Genomic DNA, 13363 nt, shown 5'->3' with positions numbered 1-13363 from the left:
GTACGGCCAGAAAATAAATTTTCAGAGACAGGCTTCCCATTTCAAAAAATGAGCGTATACACTTTAAAAATCTTGCGGACAGACGCTACCGAAAATCACAAAGACAGAGGAATACGCCCCATGGGAAGCACGCAAAAAATCGCCATCGTCGGCGCAGGCCTGGGCGGTGCCGCCGCTGCCACCCTGTTGCAGCAAGCCGGCTTCGACGTGGATGTATATGAGCAGGCGTCGGAGTTTTCCCGATTGGGCGCGGGGATCCACATGGGCCCCAATATCATGAAAATCTTTCGCCGCATGGGCATCGAAAAGCAGTTGGACCTGATGGGCTCGCACCCCGAGCACTGGTTCAGCCGCTGCGGCGAAACCGGCGACTACCTCTCGCGCATCCCGCTCACCGGCTACGGCGCGTCCTACATCACGGTGCACCGTGGCGACCTGCATGCGCTGCAAATGTCCACCCTCAAGCCCGGCACCCTGCACTTCAACAAGCGCCTGGAAAGCCTCGAGGAAACCGACACCCAGGTGCGCCTGACCTTCGCCGACGGCCAGGTGACCTACGCCGACATCGTGATCGGCGCCGACGGCATCAATTCCAAGATCCGCGAAGAACTGCTGGGCGTGGAAAAACCGCTGTACAGCGGCTGGGTCGCACACCGCGCACTGATCCGTGGCGACCAACTCGCCAAGTACGACTTGAAGTTCGAAGACTGCATCAAGTGGTGGACCGAGGACCGCCACATGATGGTCTACTACACCACCGGCAAACGCGACGAGTACTACTACGTGACCGGCGTACCCCACGCCGAATGGGACTTCCAGGGCGCGTTCGTCGACAGCAGCCGCGAAGAGATGTTCGACGCCTTCAAGGGCTACCACCCCACTGTGCAAGCCTTGATCGAATCCACCGACAGCGTGACCAAATGGCCGCTGCGCAACCGCAACCCACTGCCGCTGTGGAGCCGTGGTCGCCTGGTATTGCTCGGCGACGCCTGTCACCCGATGAAACCGCATATGGCCCAGGGCGCCGGCATGGCCATCGAAGACGCCGCCATGCTCACCCGCTGCCTGCAGGAAACCGGCATCAGCGACTACCGCACCGCCTTCGAGCTGTACGAAGCCAACCGCAAGGAACGTGCCTCCCGGGTGCAGGCAGTGTCCAACGCCAACACCTGGCTGCGCACCCAGGAAGACCCGGCCTGGGTCTACGGCTATGACCTGTACGCCCAGGAACTGAAATCGGGGGTGGCCGCGTGAGCACCTTCCTCTACGGTGGCAACGTGCAGGCCAACGGCATTCGCCAGCATTACTTGCGTTACGGCGGCAAAGGCCCGGCGTTGATCCTGATCCCGGGCATCACCAGCCCGGCGATCACCTGGGGGTTCGTCGCGGAGCGCCTGGGCGCACAGTTCGACACCTATGTGCTGGACGTGCGCGGTCGCGGGCTGTCCTCCACCGGCCCCGAACTCGACTACAGCGCGGACACCTGCGCCGACGACATCGGTGCCTTTGCCGATGCGCTGAACCTGGACAGCTACCAACTGATGGGCCATTCCATGGGCGCCCGTTTTGCCTTGCGCAGTGCGGTCAAACATCCGCAGGGCGTGAAGCGCGTGGTGCTGATCGACCCGCCGGTGTCTGGCCCGGGTCGGCGTGAGTACCCGAGCAAACTGCCGTGGTACGTGGATTCGATCCGCCAATCCCTGGTCGGCATGGATGCCGAGGCGATGCGCGCCTTCTGTGCCACCTGGACCGACGAACAACTGCAACTGCGTGCCGAATGGCTGCACACCTGTTTTGAGCCCGCCATCGTGCGCGCCTTCAATGATTTCCACACCGTGGATTTCCACCAGGACCTGCCCCACCTCAAGGCCCCTGCCCTGTTGATGGTGGCCGGTCGCGGCGGGGTGATCCTCGATGAGGACATTGCCGAAATCCAGGGCCTGCAACCGCGCATCCAGGTCGCCCGCGTACCCAACGCCGGGCACATGATTCCGTGGGATGACTTCGACGGTTTCTTCCACGCCCTCGGCGACTTCCTCACACTATAAAAACGGAGACCACCATGCAGAAGCCTTACCGCATCGGCCAGATCGTGCCGAGCTCCAACACCACCATGGAAACCGAAATCCCGGCGATGCTCACCGCGCGCCAGGCGATCCGTCCCGAGCGCTTTACCTTTCACTCCAGCCGCATGCGCATGAAGCAGGTGCGCAAGGAAGAACTGGCGGCCATGGACGGTGAGTCCGACCGTTGCGCCGTCGAGTTGTCCGACGCCAAGGTAGACGTGCTGGGTTATGCGTGCCTGGTGGCGATCATGGCCATGGGGCTGGGGTATCACCGCAACTCCGAACAACGCCTGCGCAAGGCCACTGCCGACAACGATGCCAACGCCCCGGTCATCACCAGCGCCGGCGCCTTGATCGAAGGCCTGAAAGTCATGGGCGCCAAGCGCATCGCGATTGTTGCACCGTACATGAAGCCATTGACCGAACTGGTGGTGAACTACATCCGCGAAGAAGGCTTTGATGTGGTGGACTGGCGCGCCCTGGAGATCCCCGACAACCTCGAAGTGGCCCGCCACGACCCGGCCAACCTGCCGGCCATCGTCGCCGGCATGAACCTGGAAGGTGTCGACGTGATCGTGCTGTCCGCCTGCGTGCAGATGCAGTCGCTGCCGGTGGTGGCCAAGGTCGAGGCGCAAACCGGCAAGCCGGTGCTCACCGCCGCTATCGCCACCACCTACGCCATGCTCAAGGCCCTGGACCTGGAGCCCATCGTACCCGGCGCGGGAGCCCTGCTCTCCGGCGCCTATTAATGTGTGGCGAGCGGGCTTCTGTGGCAAGCGGGCAAGTTGTGGCGAGCGGGCTTGCCCCGCGTTGGGCTGCGAAGCGGCCCAAAAAAAAGCGGGAGCGCTACGCACTCCAACGCGGGACAAGCCCGCTCGCCACAAGGTAAGTGCACTGTCCAGAATGAGGGGGTTAAACGATGAGCGAACAATCCGCCGACGCCAATTACCAGGGCGTATGGGGCAACCGCATCGGCTTTGGCAAAAAGGCCGCGCTGTTGATGATCGATTTCATGCAAGGCTATACCACCGAAGGCGCGCCGCTGTTCGCGCCGGGTGTGGTCACAGCCGTGGCTGAAAGCGTGGAGCTGCTGGCCAGCGCGCGCCAGCACGGGATTGCAGTCGTCCACACCAATATCCGCTACCATCCCGGCCATTTCCTGGATGGAGGCATATGGGTCAAGAAGGCCCCGGTGATGAAAGACATGGTCGAAGGCAACCCACTGGCCGCGTTCTGCGCCGAGGTACTGCCCCAGGCCGATGAAGTGGTGATCACCAAACAGTACGCCAGTGCGTTTTTCGGCAGCAGCCTGGCGCCGATGCTGCATGCACAGGGCATCGACACCGTGGTACTGGCCGGGTGTTCCACCAGCGGCTGCATCCGCGCCACGGCGGTGGATGCAGTGCAACACGGGTTTCGCACCATCGTCGTGCGCGAATGCGTCGGCGACCGGCACCCGGCCCCCCATGAAGCCAATCTGTTCGATATCGACAGCAAGTATGGCGACGTGGTGAGCAAGCAGGAGGCAATGCGCAAATTCAGGGAGCAATAAACGGTACCGAGAATCGCGCCATAGAGTGCGGTCTCGCCTAAAACTGGGGTACACGCCCCAGTCTTCTGACACTGCCTTTGGACGTCGCTTCTACAGCACTCCGAAGTGCTGGAACAAAAGCGGCTGTATAAAAACCATAAGTCACCGCCAGGAGACACCCCATGCCCATTGCGAATGCAGCGCCGGCGACCACGGTCGCCGATCCCGTCAACACGCTTTACCACAAGATCACCTGGAAACTGATTCCGTTCCTGTGCTTCTGTTATCTGGCCGCCTATCTGGACCGGATCAATATCGGTTTCGCCAAATTGCAGATGCTCGACCAGTTGCAGTTCAGCGAAACCGCGTTCGGCCTCGGTGCCGGCCTGTTCTTTGTCGGCTACATCATCTTTGAAGTGCCAAGCAACCTGGTGCTGGAACGGGTCGGCGCGAAGATCTGGATCGCTCGCATCATGATCACCTGGGGCCTGCTCTCGGCCTGCACCATGCTGGTCACCTCCACCACCCAGTTCTACATCCTGCGCTTTCTGCTCGGCGCGGCCGAAGCGGGCTTTCTACCGGGCGTGCTGTACTACCTGACCACCTGGTTCCCCACCCACCGACGTGGGCGCATCATCGCGCTGTTCATGATTGGCCTGCCGCTGTCCAGCGTGATCGGCGGCCCGCTGTCCGGCTGGATCATGGGTCACTTCGACCACATCGGCGGTCTGCGCGGCTGGCAGTGGCTGTTCCTGATCGAGGCGGTGCCCAGCGTATTGCTCGGCGTGCTGACCTTCTGGGCGCTGCCTAACACCTACCAGCAAGCCAAATGGCTGTCGGACGAGGAAAAGGCCCTGCTGGAAACCGAACTGCACAAGGACGACGCCGATGGCACCGCCAGCAAGCACAGCTTCCGCGACGGGTTCTTCAACCTCAAGGTGTGGATGCTCGGCGGTATCGACTTCTCGATTCTGCTCAGCGCCTACGCCATGGGTTTCTGGATGCCGACGTTCATCCGCAACGCCGGGGTCACCGACACCTTCCATATCGGTGTGCTCACCGCCTTGCCGAGCTTCGCCGCCCTGCTCGGCATGCTGTTGATCGGCGCCAGTTCCGACAAACACCGCGAACGCCGCTGGCACATCATCGTGCCGTTTTTCATCGGCGCGGCGGCGATGGCCACCAGCACCTTCTTCACCCATAACGTAGCGGCCACCGTGGCGCTGTTCGCGATTGCTTCGGCGGCGATCATCGGCGCGGTGCCGGTGTTTTTCAGCCTGCCGGCGACGTTCCTCAAAGGCACCGCGGCGGCCACCGGCTTTGCCCTGGCCTGTTCGGTGGCGAATATTGCCGGTCTGGTGAGCAACTCGTTGATGGGCGTTGCGATTGACGTCACAGGCAGCAGCGCGGGTGCCTTGTGGTTTTTCGCCGGCTGCCTGATTCTCAGCAGCTTCCTGGTCATCGCCTTGCCGGCGAAACTGGTGAACCGTTGATAACCCCAATTATTTCGGATGAACCACCATGCAAGGCTTCTTGATAGGCACGCAGAAGGCCAAGGTGGTGTTCGGTGTCGACCAGAAGAAATTCCGGGATGGCTACGTCAACCTCGTGACCCTGCCGACGCCGGTCAAGCACTGACCGGCCGGGCGCTCTCACTTTGCGTGGGAGCGCATTCTTTTTCAGTCGCTCAGCGTTGAGTACATATCCGTTATTGGTCAACGGTTATGCACTTATCAATCACCTCACGCAAAACCACTACAATCCCCACCGCATCCGACATAGAAGCCACATTGGTAAACCCCATCAACACCCCCTGCCCCCGCCCAGTCTCAAGCGTCCAGGAAGACAGTGCCTGCACCGCCAACCCCGCTCTACCAGCGGCCTCAGCCACGACAAGGTCCGGCACATCCACCACCAACCGCGCCAGCAAATTAATCCCGCCCGCCTGCTCATCCACCCGCAGATACCCCGCACAATGCACGCGCAACGCCTCCACCAGATACGCCCTGCGCTGCGCATACAACTGGCGCATCTTCTTCAAATGCCGGGTGAAATGCCCCTGCTCGAGAAAATCCGCCGCAGTCAATTGCAACAACTGCGCCCCACGCTGCTGCAACGCCTCGGCCGCACGTTCAAACGCCGACACCAACGACACAGGCACCACCAGATACCCCAAGCGCAACCCCGGGAACAGCATCTTGCTGAAACTTCCGGCATAGATCACTCGGTCATCCGTATCCTGGCTCTTGAGCGCCGCCAACGGCTGCCCGCGATAGCGAAATTCACTGTCATAGTCATCCTCTACCACCCAACTGCCCTGCTCTCGCGCCCATTCCAGCAAGGCCTGCCGCCGCAGCGGGCTCAACGCCACACCCAAGGGACTCTGGTGCGCCGGGGTGACTATCGCCAGTCGCGCCCCACGCCCCCGTGCAATGCCCTGCGCGACATCCAGCCCATCGCGATCCACCGGCACCGGCACCAGTTCCACACCGCGATGCCTCAACAACTGCCGCGCATGCAAGTACCCGGGGTCTTCGAACCAGCAGCGCTGCCCCGCCATCGCCAGCGTTTCGCAGACCAGGGTGAGGCCGCCCGCATACCCGGCACACACAAACACCTGCTGGGGCGTGCACTCCACGCCGCGATACAACGCCAGGTAGCTGGCAATCGCCACACGCAGCGCCTGGGTGCCGCGCACGTCGCCCATCGCCAGGCTGTCCGCATCGGTGCGGCGCACTTGCTGGGTCACCAGGCGTGCCCACAATTTGCGGGGGAACGCATCCAGGGCGGGCAGGCCCATTTGCAACGGCCGAGGGCCTGAAGTCACCGGCAGCGCAACCGGCATGGGTTTCACCGACACCTGCGGCAGCGCCTCGGCAATCACGGTCCCCGCTTGCCCGCGCGCCTCGAAGAAACCTTCGCTGACCAGCAGTTGATACGCCGCCTCCACCGTGCCCCGGGCCACCTTGAGCTCCTGGGCCAGCGCCCGCACCGAGGGCACGCGCTCGCCGGCGCGCAATTGGCCCTGGTCGATGGCCTGGCGAAAACGCCGGTAGATTTCCTGGTATTTGGGCAGTGACGACATCGCAAGTGGCTCGGCGGGAAGACAGGCCGAAGTCTGATCATGTCCCAACCCACTTGTCCAATCATGCCCCTGTCAGGCCACCTGGCCAGCCACGAAAATGGCGCATCTCTTCACCGCAATAAGGATCGCCCATGAAACACCGTCTCGACTACGCCCTGGCCGCCCCCGCCGGTTATAAAGCCCTGGGCTCGGTGCACAGCTATATCCACGGCTGCGGCCTGGAAAAAGAACTGATCGACCTGGTGTACCTGCGGGTCTCGCAACTCAACGGCTGCGCCTATTGCCTGGACAGCCATTCCCGCGACCTGCTCAAGCTGGGCGTAAGCCTGGAAAAAATCATGCTGCTGGCCGCCTGGCGCGAGGGTCTGCCGCTGTACACCCCGCGTGAGCAGGCCGCCCTGGCCTGGGCCGAAGTGGTGACGCCGGTCGCGCAAACCCAGGTGCCGGATGCGGATTACGCACAGGTCGCGGCGGTGTTCAGCGACAAGGAACTCGCCGACCTGACCCTGGCCATCGGCTTGATGAACGCCCTCAATCGTGTCGCCATCAGCTTTCGCAAAGTGCCGGCGGCAATCAAGGCTCACCTGGAGAACCACGGCCATGAATGAACACGTCGAGTTCGTCCAGATGGAAACCGAGGCCGATTGCGTCGCCAGCTTTGCAGTGATGCAGCAGCTGCGCCCGCACCTCACCGACGCCAAGGCGTTCGCCGAGCAAGTCCAGCGCCAACGGCAAAACGGCTATCGCCTGCTCGCCGCGCGGGAACACGGCCAGGTGATCGGCCTGGCCGGCTACCGGTTGACCGAAAACACCCTGTATGGCCGCTTTATCTACATCGATGACCTGGTGGTAGACGCCACGTTGCAGCGGCACCGCCTCGGTGAACGACTGCTTGACCACGTGCGTGACGCAACCCGCGCCCACGGCTATCGCTGGCTGGTGCTGGACACCGGCATGCACATGGCCCTGGCCCAACGCTTCTATTTCCGCCAGGGCCTGTTGCCCCTGGGCATGCACTTTTCCCAGGACCTCAGCCAATGACTCGCGCCCTGCTCCTCGGTTTCAGCCCCCACGGTAAAGCCGCGCAGACCTTCAAACTGGCCCGTGCCCTGCTGCGCGACCTGGTACCGGATGCCGAGGTGACCGAGCGTGACTATGGCGGCCAGGCGCTGCCGCCGCTGACCCGTGAATATGCCAACGCACTCACCACAGCGGGGGGCTTGAGCGGCAAGGCGACGGCACTCTCGGAACAGTTGATCGTGGAACTGGAAGCCTGCGACCTGCTGATCCTGTGCACCCCGGTGCACAATTTCACCGTGCCGGCGGCGCTCAAGGCCTGGATCGACCACGTGGTGCGCATCCAGCGCAGCTTTACGGTGAATGCGCAATTGGCCAAGGTCGGCTTGCTGGAGGACCGGCGCACCTTTGTGCTGGTCAGCTCGGGTAACGCCCGCAAAGGCCATGAACCGGACTTCCTTACCCCGTACATGACCGCGATCCTGGCGACGGTGGGTATTGAGTCGGTAGATTTTGTGTACCTGCCGGCCATGGTGCGCGGTGAAGAAGCGGTCAATCGCGCGCTGGAACAGGCGCACCGGCAACTGTCGCTCGCAATCAGCTCTGGCCTATAAAAATAATGGCGCTAGAATCAGCGCCATTCCTGCGCCTGACGCCCTGATACGAGCCCCCCATGAGCTTTGATTTCGACACGATCCACCCCCGCCTCGGCACCGGCAGCACCAAGTGGAACCGCTACCCGCAAGACGTTTTGCCGATGTGGATCGCCGACATGGACATCGCCGCCCCACCCGCCGTGCTGAAGGCCCTGCACGCACGCCTCGACCAACAGGTGCTGGGCTACAGCGTTGCGGGGCCGGATGTGCGCGAGGCGATCATTGCCGACCTGTGGAACAAGTACGCCTGGCGCGTGCAGCCGGATGAGCTGCTGTTTTTGCCGGGTGTGGAGCCGGGTTTCAATATGGCGCTGCATGCATTTGTAGAGCCGGGCCAGCCGGTGGTGCTGCAAACCCCCAACTACCGGCCGATCCGCCTGGCGCCGGGGCACTGGAACCTGCCGCGCATCGAAGTGCCGTTCGAGTTGGTCAACGGCGAATACCTCACGCCAATGCCAGCAATGCGCCAGGCACTGACCGGCGCCGGCGCGCTGTTGTTGAGCAACCCGCACAACCCCATGGGCAAAGTCTTCCCTCGCGATGAACTGCTGGCCGTGGCCAATGCCTGCCTGGAACAGGGTGCGCTGATCATCTCCGACGAAATCCACGCCGAGCTGTGCTTCGACGGTCGCCGCCATATCCCCACCGCCAGCCTCAGCCCCGAGATCGCCCAGCGCACCATCACGCTGATGTCGGCGAGCAAGGCCTATAACGTCGCCGGCCTGAAGACCTGCTTTGCCGTGGTGCAGAACGCCGAGATCCGCGAGCGTTTCAACCAGGCCCGTTGCGGCATGGTCGACAGCGTCAGCCCCCTGGGCCTGGAAGCCACCCGCGCCGCCTACAGCGAATGCGCCGACTGGCTCGATGCCTTGGTGCAGTACCTGCAAGCCAACCGCGACTACCTGCTCGACGCCGTGCAGACCCGCCTGCCCGGCGTGGTCATGCACGCGCCGCAAGGCACCTTCCTGGCCTGGCTGGATTGCAGCGCGTTGGGCCTGGATGACCCGCAGCAGTTTTTCCTGGAACAGGCCAAGGTCGGCTTGAGCGCAGGGATCGAATTCGGTGACGACAGCCAGCAATTCGTGCGCCTTAACTTCGGCTGCCCACGGGCGTTGCTGGAGGAAGGCTTGCAGCGCATGGAGCGCGCCCTGCGTCACCGCCAAGCCTAATTCACAATTTTTCGCAACGCGTGCCGAACGCCTGCTGTTACTGTTTTTGCCGATACGCCCCACCGGTAACAGCAGGAGTTTCATGGCATGACGACCCAGCCCCTCGATCGCTCGTCCGACCCCAAAGTCCTCCCCCGCACGCCGCCCAAGTCAGGCACGCAGTTCCATGCGTTGCTCAAGCAAAGCGCCAACAACAAAAAGGTCGAGGCCCAGGACAAGACACCATCGGGGCTGGAGGCCAGTAAAAAAGACGGCTATGAGTTGGCCGCCAAGGATGCCACGCCGCCAGAGACGTTGGCCGACTACAAGGCCATCGGCCCGCCCGATGAAGTCGGCCCCGGGTTGATTCGCTATGAGACCCAGGACGGCAAGAAAATCATCGTCAGCGAACAGGACAGCCCCGAGCTGTTCAAGCAGGTCAGCCAGGATTTCAAGGCACTGACCGGCGTGGTCGCCAGCCAGAATGCCGGCTACCAGAGCCTCGGCGCCGACGGCACTGCGCCGGGCAAACTCGCCGATTACAAATCCCTCGGCCCACCGGATGAAACCGGACCGGGTGTGATCCGCTACGAGACCCAGGACGGCACCAAGGTCGTCATCAGCCAGCGTGACAACCCCGAAGCCTTCCAGAAAGCCAAGGACGCCTATGCCAGCTTTACCGGCCTGTCCAGCAGTGAAGACGCCGGGTACAAGCGCGCCAGCGACAATGAAGTGTGGCCGCCCTACGCGGGTACCACGGTGGGCCCTGTGGATGAAGTCGGCCCGGGCCTGATCCGCTTTGAAAGCAACGGCCAGAAAATGGTGGTGGCCCGCGACGACAACCCCAAGCTGTTCGACTACCTGGCAGGCCTGCACGCGGTCTACACCGACCCCGGCAAGAAAGCCGTGGTGGAAGGCGAACTGAACAACGGCGCGGTACTGGCCGATGCCAACACCCCGTTGCCGGGCCTGAACGACTACAAGAACTTCAGTTGGAACAACGACCAGAAAGACCACATCCTCACCTACGAGCTGCATGACGGCACCAAGGTGGTGGTGTCGTCCGACGTCAGCCCCGAGCTGTTCAAGAGCGTCGCCACCGCCAATGACACCTGGGCCAAGATCCACACCAGCGAGGGCGAAGGCTACAAGCTGGCCGGGCCGAATGACTTCCTGAAAAACACCGATATCACCTTCGGCTCCCCGGATGAACTGGGCGACGGCCTGATCCGCTATGAAACCAGCGAAGGCAAGGTGATCGTCTCCAAGGAGCTCAGCCCGCAGCTCTACGACGACGTGGCGGCCAAATGGGAAGCCTGGAGCGCCAGCTCGGTGGACGATACCCGCGCCAAGCACAACCTGCCCAAGGCCGACGACCTGGATGTGCTGAACCTGGACACCGGCGTGCACGCCGATGAAAAGGACGACAAATCGCCGACCCTCAGCGTCAGCGAGCTGGCCACCACGCAACTGATCGACACCTACCGCGAAGGCGTGAAGAACGGCTCGATCCCCAAGGACGACCCGCGTGCGAAGCTGGTCCGGGCCCTCGAAGCGCAAGCCGCGTACCAGAACGGCCATGGCATCACCGGCTACGAAGAAGCCAAGCGCCCATTCGGCACGACCTGGCGCGAGTTCGATGACAAGCAGACCGAGCTGACCTCGGCCGACATGCACGACATCATCGACGGCAAGGCCGTGCAGAAGCAGATCGGCGAACTGTTCAACGACCCCACCGTGCAGGCCGACTATAAGTCGAAGATGGACGAGGCGATCAACAAGCTGCCGAACAAGGACGAGATCAAACAGAAGCTGCTCGACCTCACCTCCAACCCGGACTACGTGCTGTACCTCAAGGACCTGCAAAGCCAGGGCAAGACCTACGAGGCGCAGAAAGACCTCAGCGACACCCTGACGTCGCTGTCGCTGTTCGACCCGGCGGCCGCCAGCAAAGCCGCGCAGAACATCCAGGCGGACGGCTTGACCACCGACCTGAATGCCATTCTGTCGGACCCGAGCAAAATCTCCGACGAGAACAAGGAGCTGGCGACCAAGGACCTGTTCGGCCTGCTCAAAGGCGTGCTCAAGGGCAACGTGCTGGACTTGCCGCGCCGCACCCAGGAAACCCTGGAGAAATTCCTTAACGAAGGCCTGCAAGGCAAGGAAAAATCCGCCGCTGTCACCAAGGCCCTGGAAGAGCTGGGCGCCGTGTACCAGAAAAACGGCGTGATCAGCGAAGCCGACCTGAAAACCGCCCTGAGCAAACCCTACATTCCGGTGGCCGATCGCGGCATGCTCGGCGAGGTGTTCAACACCCTCAACAGCAAAGGCATCCTCGGTTCACTGGGCGCCGGTGTGAGCCTGTTTTCCGGGATTTACCAACTGGTGGGCAAAGGCGGCAAGCTCGGCGAAACGCCAGCGCAACGCATGACCATCGCCAAAGACTTCCTGAGTTTTGCCGGCGGCTCCAGCCACTTTGTGCGCCTGGGCGACAAGATCGGCGAGAGCCTGGGCAAAGGCGGCCTGGTGGATTTCCTCGGGCTGGACAAGACTCTGCCGGAGATCTGGGGCAAGACCGGCATGCAGGAGCCGAACTTCGAATTCCGCGTCAGCGAACTGCCCTCGGATGTCAAAGCCAAGATCGCCACGGCCCTCGATGCGGTGCCGGACAGCCAGTACGACGGCATCGCCAAGATGTTCGGCGAGGGCGACAAGGCCGTCACCGAGGCCACCGAAGGCCTGGCCACCCACCTGGATGACGGCCTGGCCGCTGCGGGCGCGGCCAAGCTCGGCGCGTCCAAATCGGCGAAGATCGCCGGTTCCGTGATCAAGGTGCTGGGCCCAGCCACGGACATTGCCGGCGGTTTTGCCGACATCGTACTGGGCGCACTGGCGATCAAGAGCGGCGTGAAGGACAAAGACCCCTTGGCCCAGGCGGCCGGCGGCCTGCAAGTGGCCGGCGGTGCGTTCGGTGCATCGGCCGGGGTACTGGGGGCTGCGGCCCTGTTTGGCGCGGGCACGGCGGCGGCGTTGACCGGGCCGTTGTTCCTGGTGGGTGTGGTGCTGGCGGTGGTCGGCGGGATCATCGGCTACTTTGTCGACCACAACAAAAAGCAGAAGGCCACCGAGAAGGAAAACGACTGGTACCGCGACCTGGCGGGCGACGGTCTGTTGCAGGACAACTGGGCCGACAAGGTCGAATACGCCCACTACGAAATCCACCATTACGGTGGCCGTGACGCGCCGACCGACGACAGCATCTTCCGCTTCCAGCAATCGGAGTGGGAACACTTCGACCAGACGCCACAAAAAGGCGGCTCGTCGAGCAACCGCCTGGATGGCGGCTTGCACAAGGGCTACAAGGACCCGAACGAGAAACCCAAGAGCCTGCCGACGGATGCGCCGCCGGAGAGACCGCAGCCGCATCCACCGGGTGGCAGTGGCCCGAAGATCGCTTGAGTCATGCCAGCCCCCGCCTGAGTGCGGGGGCTGTCATTTACAACTTGGCGATGGACACTTCGGTGGACTTCACAAAGGCAATCACTTCACTGCCTACTTTCAATTCCAGGTCACGCACCGAACGGGTGGTGATCACCGATGTGACGATGCCGGACGCGGTCTGCACGTCGATTTCCGACACCACTTCCCCTTGCAGGATTTCCTTGATCACGCCCTTGAACTGGTTGCGCACATTGATGGCTTTAATGGTCATGTCGGCTTTCCTTCAGGCTGTTGGGTCAATCCGCACGAATGCGCAGGCCCTCAAAATGCGCCATCGACGAAGATATTAAAAGGAATATATATCTCTTTATTTATTCTTTATTGATATATAAAAGCTGTTGCACCATAAACAGCTGATC

General features: G+C 62.3%; 12 protein-coding genes and 1 pseudogene. 11 read left to right on the top strand and 2 right to left on the bottom strand.

Annotation, left to right across the window (positions count from 1 at the left end; genetic code table 11):
- Nucleotides 1–120: 120 nt before the first annotated feature.
- From BM026_RS23175 to BM026_RS29015, 6 genes and pseudogenes are all read left to right on the top strand, one after another.
- Nucleotides 121–1254: an FAD-dependent monooxygenase gene (locus tag BM026_RS23175; RefSeq protein ID WP_092250233.1), complete on the top strand. Its 1134-nt coding sequence runs from the start codon at nucleotides 121–123 to the stop codon at nucleotides 1252–1254.
- Nucleotides 1251–2048, top strand: a complete 798-nt coding sequence (locus BM026_RS23170; RefSeq protein ID WP_093530213.1) for an alpha/beta fold hydrolase — start codon at nucleotides 1251–1253, stop codon at nucleotides 2046–2048. Before BM026_RS23175 ends, BM026_RS23170 begins: the two co-directional genes overlap by 4 nt.
- A 14-nt stretch (nucleotides 2049–2062) precedes the next feature.
- The gene (locus tag BM026_RS23165) at nucleotides 2063–2815 is read left to right on the top strand and encodes a maleate cis-trans isomerase family protein (RefSeq protein WP_016977977.1); all 753 of its coding nucleotides are present in this window, start codon (nucleotides 2063–2065) and stop codon (nucleotides 2813–2815) included.
- 170 nt (nucleotides 2816–2985) lie between these two features.
- Nucleotides 2986–3618 (top strand): N-carbamoylsarcosine amidohydrolase, encoded by a 633-nt coding sequence (locus tag BM026_RS23160; protein WP_058426134.1) that lies wholly within the window; start codon nucleotides 2986–2988, stop codon nucleotides 3616–3618.
- Nucleotides 3619–3779: 161 nt separating this feature from the next.
- A complete protein-coding gene (locus tag BM026_RS23155; protein ID WP_093530211.1) occupies nucleotides 3780–5090 on the top strand; it encodes an MFS transporter in 1311 nt (436 codons plus the stop codon).
- Between the two features lie 31 nt (nucleotides 5091–5121).
- Nucleotides 5122–5235: pseudogene (locus BM026_RS29015) on the top strand (nucleoside hydrolase); the annotation flags it as partial.
- Nucleotides 5236–5305: 70 nt separating this feature from the next.
- On the opposite strand, the gene BM026_RS23150 reads toward BM026_RS29015, so the two are convergent.
- Entirely contained in the window at nucleotides 5306–6682 is a 1377-nt protein-coding gene (locus BM026_RS23150; RefSeq protein WP_093530209.1) for a MocR-like pyridoxine biosynthesis transcription factor PdxR, read from the bottom strand.
- 131 nt (nucleotides 6683–6813) lie between these two features.
- On the opposite strand from BM026_RS23150, the gene BM026_RS23145 reads away from it, so the two are divergent.
- The 5 genes from BM026_RS23145 (at nucleotide 6814) to BM026_RS23125 (ending at nucleotide 12962) form a co-directional block, all read left to right on the top strand.
- Nucleotides 6814–7290 carry a carboxymuconolactone decarboxylase family protein gene (locus BM026_RS23145; RefSeq protein ID WP_093120927.1) on the top strand — a complete coding sequence of 159 codons (477 nt, stop codon included), beginning with the start codon at nucleotides 6814–6816 and terminating at the stop codon, nucleotides 7288–7290.
- On the top strand, nucleotides 7283–7723 hold the full coding sequence (locus tag BM026_RS23140; RefSeq protein WP_093530207.1) for a GNAT family N-acetyltransferase: 441 nt from the start codon (nucleotides 7283–7285) through the stop codon (nucleotides 7721–7723). The genes BM026_RS23145 and BM026_RS23140 overlap by 8 nt, the downstream gene beginning before the upstream one ends.
- Nucleotides 7720–8313, top strand: coding sequence for an FMN-dependent NADH-azoreductase (locus BM026_RS23135; protein WP_078048273.1), 594 nt, complete (start codon nucleotides 7720–7722; stop codon nucleotides 8311–8313). Before BM026_RS23140 ends, BM026_RS23135 begins: the two co-directional genes overlap by 4 nt.
- Before the next feature lie 59 nt (nucleotides 8314–8372).
- Complete coding sequence (locus tag BM026_RS23130; RefSeq protein ID WP_093530205.1) at nucleotides 8373–9524, top strand: MalY/PatB family protein; 1152 nt, start codon at nucleotides 8373–8375, stop codon at nucleotides 9522–9524.
- Between the two features lie 87 nt (nucleotides 9525–9611).
- Nucleotides 9612–12962 (top strand): hypothetical protein, encoded by a 3351-nt coding sequence (locus tag BM026_RS23125; protein ID WP_092250248.1) that lies wholly within the window; start codon nucleotides 9612–9614, stop codon nucleotides 12960–12962.
- 37 nt (nucleotides 12963–12999) lie between these two features.
- Here the strand turns inward: BM026_RS23125 and BM026_RS23120 are convergent, their stop codons facing one another.
- Nucleotides 13000–13215 (bottom strand): TOBE domain-containing protein, encoded by a 216-nt coding sequence (locus BM026_RS23120; protein ID WP_060752785.1) that lies wholly within the window; start codon nucleotides 13213–13215, stop codon nucleotides 13000–13002.
- Between the last annotated feature and the right edge of the window lie 148 nt (nucleotides 13216–13363).

It is taken from the genome of Pseudomonas sp. NFPP24, assembly GCF_900112095.1.
Taxonomy (GTDB): Bacteria; Pseudomonadota; Gammaproteobacteria; order Pseudomonadales; family Pseudomonadaceae; genus Aquipseudomonas; species Aquipseudomonas extremorientalis.
Note: the sequence above shows the minus strand (reverse complement) of the source record. Positions and strands in the feature narration are given on the sequence as shown.

Bases quoted from the DNA above. Each gene is read 5' to 3' on its own strand.
- BM026_RS23175 (WP_092250233.1), top strand. From the start codon at position 121: ATGGGAAGCACGCAAAAAATCGCCATCGTCGGCGCAGGCCTGGGCGGT.
- BM026_RS23165 (WP_016977977.1), top strand. From the start codon at position 2,063: ATGCAGAAGCCTTACCGCATCGGCCAGATCGTGCCGAGCTCCAACACC.
- BM026_RS23160 (WP_058426134.1), top strand. From the start codon at position 2,986: ATGAGCGAACAATCCGCCGACGCCAATTACCAGGGCGTATGGGGCAAC.
- BM026_RS23155 (WP_093530211.1), top strand. From the start codon at position 3,780: ATGCCCATTGCGAATGCAGCGCCGGCGACCACGGTCGCCGATCCCGTC.
- BM026_RS23150 (WP_093530209.1), bottom strand. From the start codon at position 6,682: ATGTCGTCACTGCCCAAATACCAGGAAATCTACCGGCGTTTTCGCCAG.
- BM026_RS23145 (WP_093120927.1), top strand. From the start codon at position 6,814: ATGAAACACCGTCTCGACTACGCCCTGGCCGCCCCCGCCGGTTATAAA.
- BM026_RS23140 (WP_093530207.1), top strand. From the start codon at position 7,283: ATGAATGAACACGTCGAGTTCGTCCAGATGGAAACCGAGGCCGATTGC.
- BM026_RS23135 (WP_078048273.1), top strand. From the start codon at position 7,720: ATGACTCGCGCCCTGCTCCTCGGTTTCAGCCCCCACGGTAAAGCCGCG.
- BM026_RS23130 (WP_093530205.1), top strand. From the start codon at position 8,373: ATGAGCTTTGATTTCGACACGATCCACCCCCGCCTCGGCACCGGCAGC.
- BM026_RS23125 (WP_092250248.1), top strand. From the start codon at position 9,612: ATGACGACCCAGCCCCTCGATCGCTCGTCCGACCCCAAAGTCCTCCCC.
- BM026_RS23120 (WP_060752785.1), bottom strand. From the start codon at position 13,215: ATGACCATTAAAGCCATCAATGTGCGCAACCAGTTCAAGGGCGTGATC.